Origin of the sequence: Roseofilum capinflatum BLCC-M114, assembly GCF_030068505.1 — a bacterium.
In the GTDB taxonomy this organism is placed as follows: domain Bacteria; phylum Cyanobacteriota; class Cyanobacteriia; order Cyanobacteriales; family Desertifilaceae; genus Roseofilum; species Roseofilum capinflatum.
Genome location: NZ_JAQOSO010000056.1, coordinates 1 through 20568, shown reverse-complemented (window position 1 = coordinate 20568; position 20568 = coordinate 1). Strand labels below are relative to the sequence as shown.

General features: G+C 47.2%; 21 protein-coding genes. 9 read left to right on the top strand and 12 right to left on the bottom strand.

Annotation, left to right across the window (positions count from 1 at the left end; all coding sequences use genetic code 11):
- Positions 1-84: 84 nt before the first annotated feature.
- From sufD to PMG25_RS10880, 4 genes are read right to left on the bottom strand one after another with little or no spacing between them, the layout of a single operon-like run.
- Positions 85-1461, bottom strand: a complete 1377-nt coding sequence (gene sufD / locus PMG25_RS10895; RefSeq protein WP_283766927.1) for a Fe-S cluster assembly protein SufD — start codon at positions 1459-1461, stop codon at positions 85-87.
- A gap of 1 nt (position 1462) precedes the next feature.
- Complete coding sequence (gene sufC, locus PMG25_RS10890; protein ID WP_283766926.1) at positions 1463-2230, bottom strand: Fe-S cluster assembly ATPase SufC; 768 nt, start codon at positions 2228-2230, stop codon at positions 1463-1465.
- 2 nt (positions 2231-2232) lie between these two features.
- Entirely contained in the window at positions 2233-3669 is a 1437-nt protein-coding gene (gene sufB / locus PMG25_RS10885) for a Fe-S cluster assembly protein SufB (RefSeq protein ID WP_283766925.1), read from the bottom strand.
- A gap of 56 nt (positions 3670-3725) precedes the next feature.
- Complete coding sequence (locus PMG25_RS10880; protein ID WP_283766924.1) at positions 3726-4097, bottom strand: ferredoxin-thioredoxin reductase catalytic domain-containing protein; 372 nt, start codon at positions 4095-4097, stop codon at positions 3726-3728.
- A gap of 166 nt (positions 4098-4263) precedes the next feature.
- On the opposite strand from PMG25_RS10880, the gene sufR reads away from it, so the two are divergent.
- The 3 genes from sufR (at position 4264) to PMG25_RS10865 (ending at position 5573) form a co-directional block, all read left to right on the top strand.
- A complete protein-coding gene (gene sufR, locus PMG25_RS10875) occupies positions 4264-4959 on the top strand; it encodes an iron-sulfur cluster biosynthesis transcriptional regulator SufR (protein WP_283766923.1) in 696 nt (231 codons plus the stop codon).
- Positions 4960-5080: 121 nt separating this feature from the next.
- Positions 5081-5461, top strand: coding sequence for a hypothetical protein (locus tag PMG25_RS10870; RefSeq protein ID WP_283766922.1), 381 nt, complete (start codon positions 5081-5083; stop codon positions 5459-5461).
- Positions 5433-5573 carry a hypothetical protein gene (locus PMG25_RS10865; protein ID WP_283766921.1) on the top strand — a complete coding sequence of 47 codons (141 nt, stop codon included), beginning with the start codon at positions 5433-5435 and terminating at the stop codon, positions 5571-5573. The genes PMG25_RS10870 and PMG25_RS10865 overlap by 29 nt, the downstream gene beginning before the upstream one ends.
- Here PMG25_RS10865 and PMG25_RS10860 read toward each other — a convergent pair.
- A complete protein-coding gene (locus PMG25_RS10860) occupies positions 5556-6869 on the bottom strand; it encodes an EAL domain-containing protein (RefSeq protein WP_283766920.1) in 1314 nt (437 codons plus the stop codon). The two genes, PMG25_RS10865 and PMG25_RS10860, sit on opposite strands and share 18 nt — an antisense overlap.
- An 82-nt stretch (positions 6870-6951) precedes the next feature.
- On the opposite strand from PMG25_RS10860, the gene PMG25_RS10855 reads away from it, so the two are divergent.
- From PMG25_RS10855 to PMG25_RS10840, 4 genes are all read left to right on the top strand, one after another.
- Positions 6952-7944: a glycosyltransferase family 2 protein gene (locus PMG25_RS10855; protein ID WP_283766919.1), complete on the top strand. Its 993-nt coding sequence runs from the start codon at positions 6952-6954 to the stop codon at positions 7942-7944.
- A gap of 109 nt (positions 7945-8053) precedes the next feature.
- On the top strand, positions 8054-9493 hold the full coding sequence (locus PMG25_RS10850; protein WP_283766918.1) for a sulfotransferase domain-containing protein: 1440 nt from the start codon (positions 8054-8056) through the stop codon (positions 9491-9493).
- Between the two features lie 211 nt (positions 9494-9704).
- Positions 9705-11063, top strand: coding sequence for a glycosyltransferase family 4 protein (locus tag PMG25_RS10845; RefSeq protein ID WP_283766917.1), 1359 nt, complete (start codon positions 9705-9707; stop codon positions 11061-11063).
- 297 nt (positions 11064-11360) lie between these two features.
- Complete coding sequence (locus PMG25_RS10840) at positions 11361-12314, top strand: HEAT repeat domain-containing protein (RefSeq protein ID WP_283766916.1); 954 nt, start codon at positions 11361-11363, stop codon at positions 12312-12314.
- Positions 12315-12371: 57 nt separating this feature from the next.
- Here the strand turns inward: PMG25_RS10840 and PMG25_RS10835 are convergent, their stop codons facing one another.
- The 3 genes from PMG25_RS10835 to cpeB form a co-directional block, all read right to left on the bottom strand.
- Positions 12372-12998, bottom strand: a complete 627-nt coding sequence (locus PMG25_RS10835) for a HEAT repeat domain-containing protein (protein ID WP_283766915.1) — start codon at positions 12996-12998, stop codon at positions 12372-12374.
- 149 nt (positions 12999-13147) lie between these two features.
- The gene (cpeA, locus tag PMG25_RS10830; protein WP_283766914.1) at positions 13148-13642 is read right to left on the bottom strand and encodes a C-phycoerythrin subunit alpha; all 495 of its coding nucleotides are present in this window, start codon (positions 13640-13642) and stop codon (positions 13148-13150) included.
- A gap of 87 nt (positions 13643-13729) precedes the next feature.
- Positions 13730-14284 carry a phycoerythrin subunit beta gene (gene cpeB, locus PMG25_RS10825; RefSeq protein WP_283763038.1) on the bottom strand — a complete coding sequence of 185 codons (555 nt, stop codon included), beginning with the start codon at positions 14282-14284 and terminating at the stop codon, positions 13730-13732.
- A 226-nt stretch (positions 14285-14510) separates the two neighbouring features.
- Here cpeB and cpeY point away from each other — a divergent pair, with 226 nt between their 5' ends.
- Positions 14511-15785, top strand: coding sequence for a C-phycoerythrin alpha-cysteine-82 phycoerythrobilin lyase CpeY (gene cpeY, locus PMG25_RS10820; protein WP_283766913.1), 1275 nt, complete (start codon positions 14511-14513; stop codon positions 15783-15785).
- A 23-nt stretch (positions 15786-15808) separates the two neighbouring features.
- Here the strand turns inward: cpeY and PMG25_RS10815 are convergent, their stop codons facing one another.
- The 4 genes from PMG25_RS10815 to cruF are packed head-to-tail and all read right to left on the bottom strand — an operon-like array spanning position 15809 to position 19126.
- The gene (locus PMG25_RS10815; RefSeq protein ID WP_347178813.1) at positions 15809-16363 is read right to left on the bottom strand and encodes a Uma2 family endonuclease; all 555 of its coding nucleotides are present in this window, start codon (positions 16361-16363) and stop codon (positions 15809-15811) included.
- A gap of 54 nt (positions 16364-16417) precedes the next feature.
- The gene (locus tag PMG25_RS10810; protein WP_283766911.1) at positions 16418-16972 is read right to left on the bottom strand and encodes a Uma2 family endonuclease; all 555 of its coding nucleotides are present in this window, start codon (positions 16970-16972) and stop codon (positions 16418-16420) included.
- 34 nt (positions 16973-17006) lie between these two features.
- Complete coding sequence (cruG, locus tag PMG25_RS10805) at positions 17007-18191, bottom strand: 2'-O-glycosyltransferase CruG (RefSeq protein WP_283766910.1); 1185 nt, start codon at positions 18189-18191, stop codon at positions 17007-17009.
- 23 nt (positions 18192-18214) lie between these two features.
- Complete coding sequence (cruF, locus tag PMG25_RS10800; RefSeq protein WP_283766909.1) at positions 18215-19126, bottom strand: gamma-carotene 1'-hydroxylase CruF; 912 nt, start codon at positions 19124-19126, stop codon at positions 18215-18217.
- Positions 19127-19256: 130 nt separating this feature from the next.
- Here cruF and PMG25_RS10795 point away from each other — a divergent pair, with 130 nt between their 5' ends.
- Complete coding sequence (locus PMG25_RS10795; RefSeq protein ID WP_347178811.1) at positions 19257-20447, top strand: F420-0:Gamma-glutamyl ligase; 1191 nt, start codon at positions 19257-19259, stop codon at positions 20445-20447.
- The last annotated feature ends 121 nt before the right edge of the window (positions 20448-20568 follow it).

The window sequence follows — 20568 nt, the reverse complement described above, 5'->3', positions numbered from 1 at the left end:
CCCTTAAAAAGGGGGACTTTTTTGATTTCCCCCCTCTTTCTAAGGGGGGTTAGGGGGGATCAAATTAAGGGGGGCTAGGGGGGATCAAAAATTGGTACGGCACGAGAGACACTGAGCCAATTTACCTTGCAAGGAAGTCAGAGGAATGCGAGCTAAAATCTCATTGGCAAAGGCATCAATCAGCAGATGACGACTGGCTTCTTTCGATAAGCCTCGACTTTGTAGATAGAAGACTTCTTCCTCTTCTAACTGACTCACCGTTGCCCCATGGGAGCATTTGACATTATCGGCGGTAATTTGGAGTTGCGGTTTGGTGTCTACTTTCGCCTTGTCTGACAAAACCAAACTGCGATTAAGCTGTTGGGCGTTGGTTAACTGAGCGGCTTTGGGCACAAAGACTTTACCATTAAATATCCCATGGGCTTTTTGATCCACAATGCATTTATGCAGTTGATTACTGCTGCCATTCGGATACAAATGATTAACGCTACTATGGGTATCCGAGCATTGTTGACCGGTAATTTCAGTTAAGCCATTGAGCGTAGTTTGGGTTCCTTCTCCTTGGTGAATCACATCAATATTATGACGGGATAAACCGGCTCCTAAACTAATCGTATTGAGTGTATATCGGCTGTCACGGTTTTGAGAAACTGCGGTTTTGCTGATGTGGATGGTTTGCTGTCCTTCCTGCTGAATGCGAGTATGGTTCACTTGGGCATTGTCTTCTAACCAAACTTCGGTCACCGCATTACTAAAGTAGGGGGTAATTCCGGGAGCGGCTGGACAACTGCTAATGGTGACATACTGTTCAATCAGGGTAACGGAACTATTGGCTCCCGCTACCACTAAGGTGCGGGGACTGGCAATTTCCGCTTCTCCCTCTTCTACCGATAAAAACAGCACATGAATCGGTGTTTCTATTACCTGATTTGCCGGTATCCACACCAGCGCCCCATCCTGTAAGCTGGCGCTATTGAGGGCAGTAAAGACTTCTTGATTTCCCGGTTGTTTGCCCAAGTAGGAATTAAGTTGAACTTCCGCAACTGCTCCTGATAACAGGTGGGTCACTGTTTCTACATCAAGCCCAGAGAGATCGGAGAGATCGGCAGAATATACGCCATTGACAAAGACCAGACGGCTGTGTTCTGCTTCTGGCAAGATAAAGGGCGTAATATCCATAAACGCTCCACTGGGCACAGTGGCGGGTTGGAAGTCCACACCCAAGAGGCGAGAAATATCGGTAAACCGCCATTCCTCGTCCTTGGAGCTAGGAAATTGCAGTTCTGAGGCGATCGCCGCCCCATGTTCTCGCACTGCCTGAATTAAGGACACCAGCGCCGGATCGAGTTCCGGTTTATCAAACCCTAGGCGAGTCTTCAGAAGCTGTTGCACTGCATAAAGCCGGGGATTTTCCCGGTTCAGTTCCGTGGGGGATAAAGCCCCAACTGAAAGCGTACTCATCCTATTTCACCCCCTGTAATGCTTCCTCTAGAATCCAGTCATAACCCCTAGATTCAAGTTCCAAAGCTAACTCCTTACCGCCCGTGCGTAAAATCCGGCCATCCGCCATCACATGCACATAATCGGGCACAATATAATTCAACAACCGTTGATAGTGGGTAATCATCAACACCGCATTATCCGGGCGCGTTAACTGATTCACTCCATTGGCGACAATTTTCAGGGCATCAATATCCAAACCTGAATCCGTTTCATCTAAAATCGCCAACGTCGGTTCTAGAAGGGCCATTTGCAGAATTTCATTCCGCTTTTTCTCCCCTCCAGAAAACCCTTCATTCACGCTGCGGTCTAAAAATGCCGCATCCATTTTCACCACGTCTAACTTCTCTTCCACCAAGTCTTGGAAATCAAACGTATCCAACTCTTCCAAACCCTGTTGTTTCCGTTTGGAATTATAGGCAACCCGCAAAAAGTCCAAATTGCTCACACCGGGAATTTCCAGGGGATACTGGAACGCCAAAAACACCCCAGAAGTCGCCCGATCTTCCGGTTCCATCTCCAGCAAATTCTCACCTTTATAAATAATCTCGCCACCGGTGACTTCATAGGCTGGATGACCCGCAAGAATCTTAGAAAACGTACTTTTTCCAGAACCATTGGGCCCCATAATGGCATGGATTTCTCCCGCCTTAATGTCCAAGTTTAAACCTTTGAGAATCGATTGACCCGCCACATTCGCGGTCAGATTGCGTACTGATAAAATACTCATATTTAGCCGACTGTTCCTTCTAATTTCAAACTCAACAACTTATCTGCTTCTACGGCAAATTCCATGGGCAACTGATTAAACACATCCTTACAGAAGCCACTAATCATCATGGAAACCGCATCTTCGGCGGAAATTCCCCGTTGGGCAAAGTAGAAGAGCTGATCTTCCCCAATTTTGGAAGTTGAGGCTTCATGCTCTACTTTTCCAGAATTATTTTGCACTTGGATATAGGGGAAAGTGTTGGCTTCCGCATTATCCCCAATCAGCATGGAATCACATTGGGAATAGTTTCGCGCCCCTTCTGCTTTGGCGTTCACTTTCACCAAACCGCGATAACTGTTGGCAGAACCACCGGCAGAAATTCCCTTAGAAATAATCCGGCTGCGGGTGTTTTTGCCCACATGAACCATCTTAGTTCCGGTGTCGGCTTGCTGTTTGTTATTAGTGAGGGCAACGGAGTAAAATTCACCGACGGAATTATCGCCCACTAACACGCAACTGGGATATTTCCAGGTGATGGCTGAACCGGTCTCGACCTGAGTCCAGGAAATCTTAGAATTGACTCCTTTACACAGTCCTCGTTTGGTGACGAAGTTATAAATTCCGCCTTTGCCGTTTTCGTCACCAGCGTACCAGTTTTGAACGGTGGAATATTTAATATCAGCATTATCCAAAGCGACTAATTCTACGACGGCCGCGTGTAGTTGGTTGGTGTCGTACATGGGAGCCGTGCAGCCTTCCAGGTAGGAAACTTGTGAGCCTTCCTCGGCCACAATTAAGGTGCGCTCAAATTGTCCGGTATCACCACTATTAATCCGGAAATAGGTGGACAGTTCCATGGGGCATTGAGTATTTTTGGGGATAAATACGAAGGAACCATCACTAAATACGGCGCTGTTGAGAGCGGCAAAGTAATTATCGCCGACCGGAACAACACTACCGAGGTATTTTTCTACCAGTTCGGGATAGTCATGGACGGCTTCGGAAATGGAGCAGAAAATCACCCCTTCTTCTGCTAGTTTTTCCCGGAAAGTGGTGGCAATGGAAACGCTATCAAATACGGCATCGACGGCTACGTTGGAGAGCCGTTTTTGTTCGGAAAGGGGAATACCGAGCTTGTCGAAGGTTTCTAGAAGAGCGGGGTCAACTTCATCGAGACTTTTCTTTTTATCCTGCTGTTTGGGGGCAGAATAATAGCTGATGTTTTGGTAGTCGATGGGGGGATATTGAAGATGGGGCCAGTTGGGTTCTTTCATTTCTAGCCATCGACGGTAGGCTTTGAGTCGGAAGTTGAGCATGAATTCCGGTTCGTTTTTCTTGGCGGAAATCAGGCGTACTACGTCTTCGCTTAAGCCGTTGGGGATTTTGTCGGTTTCGATGTCGGTGATGAAACCGTATTTGTAGGGTTGGTTGACTAGGGTTTTGACGCTAGTGGACATGGTGGGTGTTCTCTAGTAACTAGGGGGACAAGGCTGGGTGATTTTCCTTGATGAGCTTAGGATGCGCTTACGGAGTCGGTTGTGCCTCGAATTTGATCGATGCTGATGGCTCTTTCTGTGCCGACAAAGGGATTGTCTTCGGTGAGGAAGAGCATACAGTGGCATTCTTTGCGCTCGCGCATGGGGACGCAGGGGCAGTTCCAGTAGGCGGCTTTGGCTTCGGCTTCTTTGTCTTCGTAGTGACGACAGGGACAGAGGGGAGCGCCGAGTTCGTCTTTGTGTTTGGCGAGTCCTTCGATGACGACAGCCGTGATGCTCAGGTCAGAACAAAAGTACGTGCCGGTGTTTTCCGCATATTTTTCGGAAAATTTCCGCATGGCTTCTAGACTGGCTTCTGTGGCTTGCTGGGGTTGGGATGATAGGCTCATGGGCAAATTCTTAATGAATGAACAGGATTAAACGAGTATAATGGGTTTAAACAACTTGCATGTTGCTTTACTATGATTTTAGCGTAGTTTAGCAACAAGTTTGTTGTCAAATCCCAATTTTGGGATTGTGTATACGCTGTAGTGGTGATTAAGTTTTGTGAAGATCATGGGAACAGCTCACCAAATTTCGACGAAAGAGGCCATTCTGGAGTACCTCCTCAAGGATGGCCAAGCAACGGCTTTGGAGTTAGCAGAGGCGTTGGGGGTGAGTCCCCAAGCGATTCGGCGACATCTGAAGGACTTGGAGGGGGAGGAGTTGATTGAGTATGAGGTTGTGCATGGAGATAAGGATGGACAGACTTCGATGGGACGGCCCCAACATTGGTATTCCCTGAGTCGGAAGGGGCGCGATCGCTTTCCCAATAATCATGGTGAATTTGCTGTGGCTCTTCTGGATACTTTAGCGGAAACGGTGGGCAAAGACCAAGTGGGGTCGATTTTGCAGAAGCAATGGCAGCGTAAAGCGCAGGTTTACCGCGATCGCCTCAGAAGTGGCACGATTGAGGAACGGGTAGAAAAGTTGGTGGAACTGCGGCAGGAAGAAGGGTATATGGCTCAATGGTATGCCGTAGAACCGGATGCCCAGAATCCGAATAGAGCAACCGGATTTATGTTAACGGAGCATCATTGCGCGATCGCCGATGTAGCTGAATCCTTTCCGACGGTGTGTGGCCATGAATTGGAGATGTTTTCTGATCTGTTTCCGGATTGTCAGGTGGAACGTACTCATTGGATTATTGATGGAGAACATCGCTGTGGTTATTTAATCGCGCCGGTCATGAATCGGGCTGAATCAGCTTAAGCTTGGGCGATCGCCCCCCAAAATTCAATTAAATAAACCTTACGTTTCTCAAGCTTTGGGCTGGGGTGGGAAAGAATAGTGTTGAATGCAAGCATTTTTAATTTTTAATTTTTAATTGATTATGACTTCCCGTTTACCGGTAGAATTTCTCACCGAAGAAGAAGCCATGGTGGTGGATTCAGCCTTATTATCTTCGGCAGATAAGTTTTCCACCCGACTGGCGATTTATGCTTGTCGCGCTCTCAAAGAAATTAGTCTAGAGACCCATGAACCCGCAGAAACGATTTCTGAGGAGGCGATCGCCAATTGGGTGAAACACGACACCCACATTCAAAAGATTATCGATCTCGATGAGAGCTTCATCAATTTTTTCGCTCGTCTGGTGAGTTCAGCACGGGTTCCCCTGAACCAAATTGCCCAGGAAAACCAAGTTAAGGTAACCGATTTAAACGTGATGGATATTGTATCCTGGTTTGAAAAAGACCGCCGCATCGAAGCTTAACCCCCATTCCCCATTCCCTATTCCCCATTCCCTATTCCCCATTCCCTATTCCCCATTCCCCATTCCCCATTCCCTATTCCCCATTCCCTATTCCCTATTCCCCATTCCCTAAACTAAACCGGGGGTCGTCAAAGAGGGCGATCGCCTCTTCTAGGGGAACAGGTCGTGAAAAGAAATACCCTTGCCCATAATTACACTCGAATTCTTTGAGCGCTTCTAGATGCTCACGGGTTTCAATGCCTTCTGCAACAATCGTCATTCCCAACGCTTTCGATAAGTTGATAATCGCATAACAAATACTACGACTTTTGTTATTTTCCTGGGCATTCATCCCTTGGACAAAGGACTTATCAATTTTTAAGGTATCGAGATTGTATTCATTCAGATACTGGAGACTAGAGTATCCCGTACCAAAATCATCTAAAACCAAAGGGAACCCCAAAGCATGACACTGTTGTACCCAGGCGATCGCCCGTTCGCTGTCAAATAAAGTGCGCTCTAAAATTTCCAGCTTCACTTGCTGATAGTTGAGTCCATTTTTATCCGTACAATTGAGGAGAAAACTGAGAAAATTTGGATCTTCAATTTGGCGACTAGCGATATTAAAACTCATGGTTAATGGATAACTGACCTGTTCTTGAATTGTCCTTAAGGCTTGCAGTCCAGTTTCCATCACCCATTGACCAATAGGGACAATTAAAGAAGTCGATTCTGCCAAGGGAATAAACTGATCGGGAGGTACAAACCCCCGTTTAGGACTGTGCCAGCGAATTAAAGCTTCAAACCCGGTGATAGTTTGGGTTTCTAAATCGAGGATCGGTTGATAGACGAGCTTAAATTCATTCTCATTTAAAGCCGTGCGTAACTCATTTTCCATGCGGATCAAATCTACGGCTTCTGTCAGTCGAAATGAGAGATCTTTTTGGGGATTCAGGTCAGGATAGAGTTTCTCTAGAAAAAACTTAGGCGCTAGGGCTTTACCGCGCGATCGGAAATTTTGTGTTTCCGAGCGAAAATAGCGCATCACCATCAACAGTAACATTCGCAACAGGGGATCGGCTTCTTGAATGCGGCGGTTGACCTGCTCCTTGGTGACTACAGTTAATCTCACATCGGTTAAAGCGGTAGCCGAAGCCGATCGCGGTTGACCATCAATTAAGGCAATTTCACCAAACATGGAGCCAGGATAGAGACGATTCAGAATCCGGCGTTTTTCGTCTATCTGAGTCCAAATTTCCACTTCTCCTTCTTCAAGGATATAGGCGAAGTCTCCGCGATCGCCTTCATAGAAGATCGGCTCTCCGGCATGTACCCGGCGAGTTTGAAGCCGTTCGTAGAGTTTGGACTTCACCCTAGAAATCATGATGCTCCCCAAGTCTGGATTCTGACGTTTGCTGGCAACTATCATAATTATAGTTGGCTGTTGACGATTGTTTTTAGTGATATAGTCATTCCCCTACAATGATGTCTCTTTTTTAAGGCTCTGGAGGATGAAGCGAAACATTGCGATTGTTCTGGCAACTTATAACCCGGATTTGGAATATTTACGAAAACAAATTGAGTCTTTACAAGGGCAAACGTGGCAAGATTGGATTTGTCATATAGTGGACGATCGCTCCTCTCAAGCGTGCCAACACCAGATTCAAGCCCTGATCGCCGCAGATCCGCGTTTTCAGTTCCATCCCTACTCGGAAAATGTCGGTTCCTACCATAACTTTGAGCGGGGATTACAGTTGTGTGTAGACGATCCGAGTTTGCAGGCGATCGCCTGTTGCGATCAGGATGATGTTTGGTTACCCGATAAATTAGAGCGTCAATGGCACACTTTAGAGTCAGAATCAGCCCTTTTAGTCCATTCTGACCTAGAGCTGATCGACGGGCAAGACCAAACCCGACACGCTTCTGCATGGCAGTTTGAAAAGCGATCGCCCCAAAACCTCACCCCCCAACTGCTCCTCCTCCGCAACACCCTCACCGGATGTACGATGATGTTTCGTCCCCAACTACTCCCGGTGCTGCTGCCCTTTCCTGCTCGAAATGGGGGCGACTGGTATCATGATTGGTGGATTGCCCTAATTGCTTCCCATCAGGGCAAAATCGCCCATATTTCCCATCCCCTGGTGCGATATCGCATTCATGAGAGCAACGCGGTGGGGGTGGTGGAAGATGCGGGGACTCTCTCCCAGGAAGCGATCGCCGCATGGCAGAAAATCGGAAAAATGACGGGAAGAAGCTATATTACCCATCGTAATTTGAACCAAGCAGTCTGCGATCGCCTCAACCTCAATCCCCAAGAGGTGAAAAATAACCCTTTTGGCGATCGCCCCCTCAATTTCGGTTTGCCCATCCTACAGCTAGGCTGGCGCAGTTGGCAAGCGGGGTATGGTTCCCAGGGAATTGCCCTCCGAGTTTTTGTCCATAAATGCCGCAAAGATGTTAAAAGATTATTAAGTAGGGGTGGGTCTATAGCCTTTCTCAAATAGATGAGATACAAACTTAGCCCCCTCTCCCAAGGGAGAGGGGGTTGGGGGTGAGGGCTTCACGCAAAAGAGAAACGCTATAGCCTGACTAACAACTCTCAATAACCGGTTTATGGTGGATTACCTAATTATAGGGGCGCAAAAAAGTGGGACAACTTCCCTCTATCATCATCTGATTGAACATCCAGGGATTAGTCCAGCAAAGGAAAAGGAACTCCATTTCTTTAGCTTACACTTTGACCGGGGAATGTCTTGGTATGAAGCCCAATTTCCGCAACCGGGAATGAGAGGGGAAGCCAGTCCCTACTATCTCTATCATCCCTTGGTTCCCCAACGGGTTCACCAGTGTTATCCCGACGCGAAACTGATTGTGCTATTGCGCGATCCGGTAAAACGGGCTATTTCCCATTATTATCATGAAGTGCGCTGGGGATTTGAAACGTTAGGATTAGAAGCGGCGATCGCCAGTGAACCCCAAAGACTACAAGGAGAAGTGGCAAAAATCCAAGCCAATCCCCTGTATCATAGCTTTAACCATCGCCATTACAGTTATTTAGACCGGGGGCGATACCTGGATCAACTGCTGCGTTGGTACGAGTATTTCCCCTCGGAGCAGTTCTTAATTTTACTGGCTGAAGACTTTTACAGCCATCCCCAGGCGATCGCCAATCAAGTCTATGAATTCCTGGAATTACCCCCCCACGATCTCACAGAAACCCCCATCTATGATGCTGGAGACTACCCCAACATTTCCCCCCAACTCTATCAACAGCTCGCCCACTATTTTACCCCTCACAACCAGCGTTTATCCGTTTATCTTCGTCAACCCTTACCTTGGACTATGACTAAACCATCCAGCCCCATTGACTATGAAGGCGCTTGGGATAATTATGCCCAAAATTGGACATCTACCGATCCAGATTATCAGCATGTTGGTGATGAATGGATCGGCAAACAAGCCGGAGCAGCCTCTTCCCGGTCAGAATACGAACAGTTAATCGAAACCCATTTAATCGCGCCGTATATTCAATCTGGCGATCGCGTCCTCGAAATCGGTATTGGCGGAGGCAAAACAGCAGCCCTATTATTGAAATACTGTCAAGAATTAGTCTGTGCCGACATTTCCGCTCAAATGCTCAAAGCAACTGAAGAAAGATTAGGGAGCGAAAAAACATCCTACGTCAAACTCAATGGACTCAACCTAAACGGCATTCAACCCGCCAGTATTGATGTCTGTTTCTGTTACGATACCATGGTTCATATCGAACCGCGAGACATCTACAATTATCTCGTCCAAATTCCCCCACTTTTGCGCGGTAGACGGCTCTGTTTATTCCACCATAGTAACATCCTCTCCCCCCTCGGATGGGAAAAATTTCTCAACGATTATCCCCATAATCTTCTCGGAAAACGAGATGGAACCGCCTTCTCCATTATGACCAATGAAATTATGGAAAAATTCCTCACCACCTTGGGCTATGAAATCTTAGAACAAAATACGGAATTAGTGCCCAGAGATTGTATTTGGATCTGTCGCGCTCCTGAACAATAATGACAGCAACTTGTACTCTATATGAGGTCTACGATCCCCCCTCATCCCCCTACCCCCTTCTCCCACGGGAGAAGGGGGAAAGTCCCTCTCCCGTGGGAGAGGGATATAGGGAGAGGGCATTTCCCATTACACAACTCATTTAGTAGTAGTAACGCACCTTACCGTCGTGACTGAAATCCACCGTATCTGTCCAACCGTTCATTAAACCTACATGAAAATTCTATTTTTACACCCCAACTTTCCCGCCCAATTCCGTCATTTAGCCAACGTTTTTGGCAGCAACCCCAATAACCAAGTCGTGTTCATCACCAAAAATGAACGCCCCGAATGGGTCATTCCCGGAGTGCGAAAAGTTCTCTTCAGTCCCAGTCGAGAACCGAGAGCAGAAACCCATCACTATGTTCGCCCCTTAGAAAGCGCCGTTTTATATGGTCAAAGTGTCTATCGAGTCGCAGAACAACTCCGAGCAGAAGGGTTTATTCCCGATATTATGTATGGTCATTCCGGATGGGGGCCCACCTTATTCTTAAAAGAAGTTTTTCCTGAATCTCCTCTCCTGTGTTACTACGAATGGTTTTATCACGCCAGAGGAACCGATGCCGACTTTGACCCCTCCGAACCCCTTTCGGCTGATGATTTATGTCGAATTCGGATTAAAAATGCTTCGATTTTACAAGACCTATATAACTGTGATTGGGGAGTATGTCCGACCCAGTGGCAAAAGTCCCAATTCCCCCCAGAATTTCAAAGTAAATTATCCGTAATTTTCGATGGCATTGATACCGATTATTTTAAGCCCAATCCTAGCGCAAAATTGAAATTTACCGGTGAAGGATTTAGTAAGCCAATTGCTCCGATCGATCTATCCGGAGTCGATGAAATTGTTACCTATGCCACTAGGGGAATGGAACCCTATCGCGGTTTTCCCCAGTTCATGGAATCGATTGTTTATCTTCAGGAACAGCGCCCCAATTGCCATGTGGTAATTGTGGGAGAAGACCGGGTTTGTTATGGTAAATCGTTGCCCAATGGCAAAACCTATAAACAGGCAATGTTAGAGCGCCTAAACTTGGATATGTCACGGGTACATTTTACCGGCCCTCTACCCTATGGACTCTATTTACAGGTGCTGCAAGCTTCTACTGTGCGAGTGTATTTAACTCGACCCTTTGTGTTGTCTTGGTCGATGATGGAATCCTTAGCAACCGGCTGTTTAATTGTGGGTTCCGATACGGCTCCAGTCCGGGAGATGATCCAGGATGGAGAGAATGGTTTGTTGGTGGATTTCTTCTCGCCGAAAGAGATTGCTAAACGGGTGAGTGAGGCGTTAGATAATCCAGAAAAAATGGCTCCTTTGCGCCAAAAAGCGAGGGAGTTAATTGTGGAAAAATATGACTTGAAAAATTTGTTGCCTAAGCATATTCAAATTGTGGAAAATGTGGCTCAGGGCAATTTACCGAATGCGAATGCAGACGGGTTTACCCCGCAGATGAAGGCGTATATGAAAAATGGCAATCCGAAATCCTCGAAGGGTAAGAAGAAGAAATCTAAGGGGTTTGCTCTGCCGTAAATAAATTAAAAATTAAAAATTAAAAATTAAAAATTGATGAGGTGTTCGGTAATCATATCAAATCCAGTTAAAGGGAATAAAGAATAGAATGGTGTTGCTATAGCGAGCAAGATGCTCGCACTCCTCTAATCCCTTGATATTACTGGAGTGGGAGCGTCTCGCTCCCTAAATTTTTAATCATGGTATTTCCGCTTCGCGGACATGAACAATCGGACTTGATATGATATGACTGAAATGAATTGAGTAAACGTACTCTTTTTGTTATACAATTTGAGTCTGTGCTGACTGTCGTTTGTCATGAATCATCCTTCTCCTGCTGAATTTTCGACTTCCGATCGCCTAGGCTGTCTGTCTACAGAAGAAACTGATGCTTTTTTGCAGAGCGTGCAAGGGCAAATGGTTGCCCAAGAGTTTGATAGCGGCGATCGCCAAGTTTTGCAGCAAATGGTAGAATGCTTGGGCGATTCTAGGGGGATGGTGCGCCTCAGTTTTGCCGAAACCATCGGAAAAATTGGCACACCTGCGACTCCAGTATTATTAGAGGCTCTGCGACATCATGCTAACCCCGTGGTGCGACGAGCAGCAGCCAAAACCTTAACCCTAATTGCCGATCCCGCAGCCGTTCCCACACTGGTAGAAGCCCTGCTTAATGATGATGATATGGTGGTTAAAGGCTCTTCTGTGGGCGCTTTAGCCAGAACCGGTGAAGTTGCGGTTCCCGCGCTATTGGAAATTCTCGCCGATGCCAATCATCCCGAAAATTATAAGGGATTAGTGGGTTGGGCGTTGGCATTTATTGGCTCAGAAGCCAAGGATTTAGTCTATCAACAAATGGCTTCTGAGTCCCCAGAAGTGCGAGCTGCGGTAGTCGAAGTGATGGCTCAAGTCGCGCAAGAAAATCCCGAAAATGGCGATCGCGCCAGCGATGCAGAGTATAATCGCGAACGCCAATTATTATTACAATCCCTAAATGATCCCGCCTCTATCGTCCGTTGTGAAGCAGCCACCGCATTAGGCAACTTGAAATATACCCACGCCATTCCCCAACTCTTAGAACTCCTGCAACATTCCGACATAGAAAGCCGCAAAAGTGCCGCCCTCTCCCTCATGAAAATCGGCGATCTCAGTGTAATAGACTCCTTACAAACCGCTTTAACCCAGGAGAGCGAACCATCCGTTGCCCAAGTGATTCAACTCGCAATTACCAAACTGGAAAATAGCACCCCAGAAGACGATGATTGGGAAGATTAAGTAATGAACAATGAACAATTACCCATTCCCCATTCCCCATTCCCCATTCCCTATTCCCTATTCCCCATTCCCTATTCCCCGATAGGTAATCGTTTGCTCTAACCGGGGTAAAGCATTCGTGGCCGATTCCCGAATATAAGTATCCGCCGATTCATCATTTGCTAATTGGGTTAACACCTCTGTAGCACGACCATCTCCCATAGAAGCCAAAGCATTAATAATCGATACCGCTAAGGCTAAATTATCCGTTGTTTTTAGCGTTTCCACTAACAAATCCAACATCGGCGAACCCACAGCCCCCAAAGCCATGACTGCGGCAATATTCACCACTGGATTCGGATGATTTAGAGCCACCTTTAACCCTTCTACCCCTTCTTGTGGAAAAGCATCGGGGCCATAATTCACGGCAACTTGGGCCAAAGCTTTCACACAACTGGCTTGAATCGTGGCATTCTCACTCGATTCAAACAGAGAAACAATGGCAGAAACGGCATCCGGCCCAATCACCCCTAACGCTTTCACGGCTGCGCGGCGAATGTCCACCGTTTCCTCATTCACCATCTCAATTAAGCGACCAATGGTCTGTTCATCGCGATTTTCCGCTAACTGTACCATGGCCCGTTCTCGTAAATTGGGGTTGGGATGTTTAAGCTGTGCAAATAAAGCGTCGGTATCCGTGGTCATAGAATGAATAGAATTAACAATTAACAGAGGAAGAACTCTAAGTCCTAAACTTGACTGCATAAGAAGCCAAGCTTTAAACTTAGAGTTCTCTAAAGTTTTATCCTTGAACTTTAATCAAGAATTCAACTCAATTTTCGCCCAGCGATAGACTAGGACAAGGAGTTGATTACATAGTCTAAGAGAGCATTGTACTCAACTAGAGCTTGTGCAGACATATCGCGAGGAGCGCAACCCCGGTTGCGAGCGAAGGTCAGAGCTTCAACATAGGGAGCGGTAGGCAGACCTAAAGCACGATAAACTTCACGCTGTCCAGCAATTCCCCATTCATCAAGAGGGCCAGTACCGCCTACAGCCAAGCAGTAGCTAACCAAGCGCAGGTAGTGCTTGATATCACGCAGGCACTTAGCTTTGAAGGTATCGGTGGAGTTGGCTTCACCAGCATTGTTCAGGTAAGAATACTTTTTGATGCACGCATCATAAGCTTCTTTAGCAACGGCATCAATGTTACCACTGAGTTTTTCCGCCGCTTCTAAACGAGCAGCAGCGCGTTGCAGACTACCTTGAACGGACTCTAGGTCAGAGTTGGTAGGAAAACGACCAGCAGCATCAGCAGCAGCAATAGCCGTGGTGAGAACTGATTTCATTTCTTTACTATCTCCAGGTTTATGTGATCGGTGTTACTTTTTAATGGACGATTGCACGTAGTTCTGCGGTGCAGTTATTTATCGGTTTTAGCTTAAAGCGGCAATAACGCGATCAAAGTATCCAGCACACTCAGAAGCTAAAGCAGAGCAGTCTCCTTGAGGAGTGTCCATTTTGCGGAATTTGCTGGTTCCCTCGTACATTTTGTTCGTGTTGTTGATGTGAGCAACACAAATAGCCTTCATGATTTGTACAGCGCGAACGGCGGAAGTTGCGGGAACTCCCAGGGCGGTGTAGGTTTCTTTTAGGCCATTTAAGCACCGATCTTCGAGAACGGAAGCATCACCAGCTAACAAGGCATAGGTGACATAGCGCAGAATGATTTCACCATCGCGTAAGCACGCAGCCATACGACGGTTGGGGTAGCAGTTACCACCGGCTTGGATTAAGCCATCATTTTCGCAAATCATGCCGGTAATGGCATCAGAAACGCAACAACTGGCGTTGCTGGCTACGGCGTTAACAGCGTCTAGGCGCTTGTTTCCTTCAGCAATGAAGCCTTTAAGTTCAGCGATTTTGTCACTGCTCAGAGCGGCAGTGCTGGCATCTGCTGATACCACAGCTCTCGAAAAAGCGTCAAGCATTGAAATGTTTCCCTCTCAATAGTTGAATTTAAGTGACCCATTATGGAACAGGTCATAATTGACTATAAAAGATGGGGGTTACGCAGACCCGGTTTATGATAAACAAGGTAACAATCCTTTACAATTCGGGGCGATCGATGCATAAACTGGGGGATATGCGATCCCTAAACGGTTGATTTCAAGGTATTTTTAAGGAATCTGCTGATGCTGATTCGGTGCTAGAGGTATGGATAAACGATTTTCTCAGCTTTTTAATTTAAGTGAAGACCGGGCGATCGCCCTTTTAGAAATGCCTTTGGATCAGTTAACCGATCCGAGCGATCGCTATGTGGCAGCTTGTCACCTGATGCACTACCCCACAGAACGGTCGATCGCCGCCTTAATTAAAGCAATTCATAATCAGGAGGATGACCTCTATAATCGCATTGCCCGACGGAAGGCAGCCGAAAGCTTGGGACGACTGAAGGCAGAGAGGGCTATACCGACACTGCGCGAGTGTTTAACCGATTCGGATATGTATACGGTAGAAAATGCGGTTTGGGCGATCGGCCAGATCGGCACGGAGGATACCGAAATTCTAGAAGAAATAACCCAACTCTTACACCAACCGCATCAAAGCTATCGGGTGATTATCCAAGTTTTAGCGCAGTTAGGCTATCAAAGCGCTCTAGAGGCGATTAAACCGTTTATCGACTCAGACGATCTGTGTATTGCGAGTGTGGCGATCGCCGCTACATCCCAGTTAAGCGGCGATTTCAGCCTGATGGATCGAGTCGTGAGCTTTCTGCATAGTGACAATATTAATGTGCGCCGAGCTTGCATCCAAGATTTAATGGACACCCACTATTATCCCGCTCTGCCCAAAATTGTCCAATGTCCGGTTTCCATTGTCTTTCGTCTGCGAGGCATTAAACATCTGGCTCAAACCGGAATGTCTGCCCAGAAATTCACGTTTGCCGAGGTTGAACCCTATTTCGATCGCGTGATTCGCGATCATCCCGATACCCTGGAATTTGTCCACGAATATGACCAAACCCCCAGCTTAGAGTTTGCCATTAATGAACTCTATAGTACGGACTTTGGGCGCTGTTATTTGGCCAGTTATACCCTCCTACACACCTACGCGCAAGACGCACCAGAGGCACTACTGGCCACCTTTGCCGACAAAGCCCATAATGATTATGGCGCTCATTATCATGTGGTGAAACTCTTGGGATGGCTAGGCTACTCACCCGCCTATGATTTATTGATAGAAGCCTTGCAAAATCAAGCCCCTCAATTCCAAAAGTCTAGAGCTGCGGCAGCGATCGCCCTAGGCAATTTAGGCGCAACGGAAGCGATCCCCCGATTACACGAGGCTCTGCAAACCTCCATTTTCGATCTCAAGTATGCTGCTCTCTTGGCTTTAGAGCAATTAGGCGATCGTCAAGGATGCCAGATCTGCGCCCAGGATCAAGATTTAATTTTACAAGCGAAGGCGATCGCTCAGAATTCTCGTTAACCCCTACCCATTTTTTAAGCGTCTCAATCAAACACAGGGGGCCAAATTTCAGTAACCGAGAGTTCCCAACCGGGCAACAATTCCGGAATCGTTAACCTATCCTCACCGGTGAGAACAACCGGTTCACAATCAGAACGATAAACCGTAACTGTGAGATTTTTCGGGTCAACTAAAATGCCAACTTGACTCCCTAACTCCAGAAATTTCTCCAGTTTTTCCACCAAGGGTTTAATATTGTCTGATGCTGACCTAACTTCAATGGCTAAATCGGGAACCAGTTCGGCAAATGCGCGGGGGGCTTCACGCATTTTTTCCGCCGGAACAAAGGAAACATCTGGCCCGCGTAAATTACCATCCGGTAACCGAAACCCGGCTGAAGAACCAGTGACATACCCTAAAGATCTTGGGATCACCCAATTTTGTAAGAAAAATACTAATCGGGCAATAATCACCTCAGAAACATAATCGGATAATCCCATAACAATAATTTTACCATCTACCAATTCCGTTCGATAGTCCAGATGGGAATCACTGAATTGGGTTTGTAGTTTTTCTAGGTCTTCAACCGTCAAAGACATGGATTTTCTTTCCATAATAATCTGATGGGCGATCGCAGAATGAAATCATGATTCTCAATCAAACACAGGGGGCCAAATTTCGGCAACCGAGAGTTCCCAACCGGGCAACAATTCCGGAATCGTTAACCTATCCTCACCGGTGAGAACAACCGGTTCACAATCAGAACGATAAACCGTAACTGTGAGATTTTTCGGGTCAACTAAAATGCCAACTTGACTCCCTAACTCCAGAAATTTCTCCAGTTTTTCCACCAAGGGTTTAATATTGTCTGATGCTGACCTAACTTCAATGGCTAAATCGGGAACCAGTTCGGCAAATGCGCGGGGGGCTTCACGCATTTTTTCCGCCGGAACAAAGGAAACATCTGGCCCGCGCAAATTCCCATCTGGTAGCCGAAACCCGGCTGAAGAACCAGTGACTCTACCTAATTTTCGGGGGAGTACCCACATATTCAGAAAGGTAATTAATCGAGCAATGATTTCTTCAGAAACATAATCGGATAATCCCATAACAATAATTTTACCATCTACCAATTCTGTTCGATAGTCCAGATGGGAATCACTGAATTGGGTTTGGAGTTTTTCTAGGTCTTCAACAGTTAGAGACATGGATTTGATCTCCATAACAAGGTGAGAGGGTTTTCTACTCAGATTTAGGGGTTGCCTGATAGGTACGTCCACGCCACTGAATCGAGGTTTGAAAACTAGATTGCAGAATGCGGATAAAGGCTAAAGGATCGGCCAAAGGAGAGAACCAGAAGAGAAGAGAAAACCGGGCTTTTGATAAGTCGTAAGAGGGGAAGATAGCAAATCCTAGGGCAAAGCGAATAGCGAATAATGCTAGATTAATGCTCACTAGAGTTTGAGAAATAATCCCTTCTGGGAATGCGCTGATCATTCCCAAAATAATGACCGCTAGGGGTAAGCATTGCACGGCGAAGAGAAACCAGAGGTCAGTCCAGAGTTGCCAGGGGGAAGTTGCATCCTTTAAGTCTAGCGATCGCCCCCACTCTTGCCAAGTTTGCCACGCGCCCTCATACATCCGCACCTTCAGCACCGGAGCGCCATCCCAAAACGCCACCTTAAACCCCCGTTGAGCAGCTATACGAGCTAAGGTGACATCATCACAAAAGGAAGATTTAGCCGGTGTATAGCCCTCTAACTCCTCTAAAACCCGTCTGCGGATTAAAAAACATTGCCCATTTGCCATCACGCGATCGGCACTTTCAAACGTTCCCGTAGGGCCAAATCGATACACCAGCGTCATCAATAACGCCGGTTGCAGCCAACATTCCCCCGGATATTCCAGAATAAACCGAGGGGAGAGGGAGACTAAATCATACCCCTCACCTTGAGCCATTTGAATTAAACCTGCCACCAATCCCGGATGAGGCACAGTATCCGCATCAATGCCCAAAATCCACTCACTTTTCGGGGAACTGTGCAAAAATCCCGTATGCAGTGCCCAAGGTCTTCCCACCCAGTCGGGAGGTAGAGGATCGTCATGGAGCAGGCGAAAACGGGGGTCTTTAGCTGCTGTTTGCAACACTAAATCCCCCGTGCCATCGGTGGAATGACTATCCACCACCAAGACCTCGCGCACTTCGTAGCTTTGGCGCGTTAACCCCTCTAAACAGGGCGAAAGGCGATCGCGCTCATTCAGCGTCGGAACCACTACACTAACGCTTCCCAGCATCTCCAGATCGGCAGATTGGGGTTGAATGGGAGGATGGCGGAAGGGGCCTTTCAACAGGCGAAACAGGAGAATGGCGATCGCCGGAATTTGGATCGCCAGCAATCCCCAAGTTAATATTTGGCCCCCATCCATACCCTTCTGCCTCTCCTTAATTTTTACTTACCAACAACATTGACTGCGGCCGCTCTCACCCGACGAGCAGCAACATTAAGGGGTTCTGACTCCTCAATCTGTCCGGGGGTGATCCACCACAACACCAACGCTGGAATCACTGCCATTAGGATACCTAAAACCACTGGAGTCGTAAATCCACTAAACCCACTCAGGACTGCCGCATACGTGAAGTTACTCAAATAAACCACTAAGGGAAATCCCAATTGGGGGCGGCTAACTTGGGGCAATTCCTGACCCCAAATCCAAGTCCCCACACTCATAAACAGCGCTCCTGTCGCTAACCAACCGGCAAAATTCTGATAAGGCATTCCAAAAAACGGCCCCTCTTGTCCCCATTCCCAAAAATGGATAATCGTTTGGCTCATGGCCGGGTCAAGAACAAAATCCCAAGCTGTCAGTAGAATAGCACCCAAGGCGATCGCCCCCACTTGTTTAATCACCGTTCTATTTTGGGCCACTTGCAAGCCCCCCAAGGCAATCAGATAAGAGACTAATCCCACATAAAACCAAGACAGGGGGATAGTAAAGGGCACTAAACCCACAATTTTATAACCCAATCCGCTCAAATACCCGTAATCTCCAAAAGGAAACCCCGTACAGGTTCCCATCAGTTCACTGCTCAGGGACAAACACACCGCAGGAACCATAAATCCCAACCAACGGCGCAGTCCCAACGTCCGATAGGCATAGAGAGCAACGGCTGCTGCTCCTAATAAAATATTGACAACCCCACCTCCAGACATACTCACCCGAAACAAGGTTTGACCGATGGGGGGCAAATTTACGATAATCTCTGGGTTCGGGAGAATGAAGAGCAACCCCACCCAGCCAAAGGGCATGGTGGCGATATGACCCATCAGGCATATTCGTTGGGCAATCTCAAGTGGCTTCATAAAGTTTGGTGTCCGGTTTATATGAATCTATTAAGTAATGTAAACAGAAGTCCAATAAAATTCAACTCACCCTAACAGGCTGGCATTGCCCACCCTACGGACGGAGATCGAGTATAGTGAATCGAGACAAATGATCAGCGTTGGGTTAGGTTCAGTTGTGATTGCAGAAAGTATTGGTATCGGTCTCGGAGGTGCAGGCCTTCTACTATGGGCGATTGAGAATCAGTATCGAAGTCGCCCTGGGAATCAACTTTCCCTAAAGTTTGAAGGGTGGCAGGGGGAATTTTTATCGGCTGACCATTATCAACTGGTGGGAGAAGGGGTTTTGGTCAATGAAACCTCGACGTTGGAAATTATGGTTCCAGAGGTTTCAGTCGAGGTGGAACTGCTCAGTAAGGGGTCTTTGGAAGGAGTAAGCTGGAAAACTCGCCTGGTTCCCTTACATCCGGATGCCCCCAGCCGGGAAGATGAGTATTGGTTTGCCTATATTGTCAAGGTGGGTAAACAGACGCGGTTTAAGATCAGTATTGAGATTATGGGGCCGAATTTGGATCTGATCCAAACGGCTTGGATTAAGGTCAATTATGTGACCTATGGGCCAGAAGGACGGATTCCGAAAACGGGTCATTCGGTCTATTCTCTTCAGTATCCCGATGTGTCTGAGTTGCCATCGGGACGAGAGACAGAAGGGGCGCAAGTCTTTCCAATTCCGACCCATATTTTGACGGATCAAGATGATCCGGTGGCAGTGGTGGAGCGGTATGTTTTGCCCCATGCTAAACCGGGGGATATTGTGACGATTGGGGAAACACCGATCGCCCTCATGCAAGGTCGGCTGCGCCATCCCACGACGGTAAAACCGGGATGGGTTGCCAAACGAATTTGTTATTATTTTCTACCGACATCGAGTTTGGCGACGGCTTGCGGAATGCAGGCTTTAGTTGATATCGTGGGGCCAGTTCGAGTAGTGTTTGCCTTTGGGGTCGGGGCTTTGGCCAAAGCCTTGTTGCGTAAACCGGGAGTCTTTTATCAACTGGCAGGAGAGCAAGCACGGTTAATTGATGATGTGACGGGAACCTTGCCCCCCTTCGATCAATTTATTGTCCTGGGGCCCGATAAACCCGAAGAGGTGGTGGCTAAAATTAAAGAAAAAACGGGATTATCGGCGGCGATCGTCGATGTCAATGACTTGAAAGCCGTTAAAATATTAGCAGCGACTCCAGAATTATCAACGGAGTTGCTCACCCAAGCCCTCAGAAGTAACCCAGCCGGTAATGCGGATGAACAAACTCCCATTGTTCTGATTCGACCCCAGGGTTAATTGGACTTACCATGTCGGCAGACAAGGCCACGGGCAGGTTTCCTCTTGCCCCTTGCCTATTGCCCCTTGCCTATTGCCTATTGCCTATTGCCTATTGCCTATTGCCTATTGCCTATTGCCT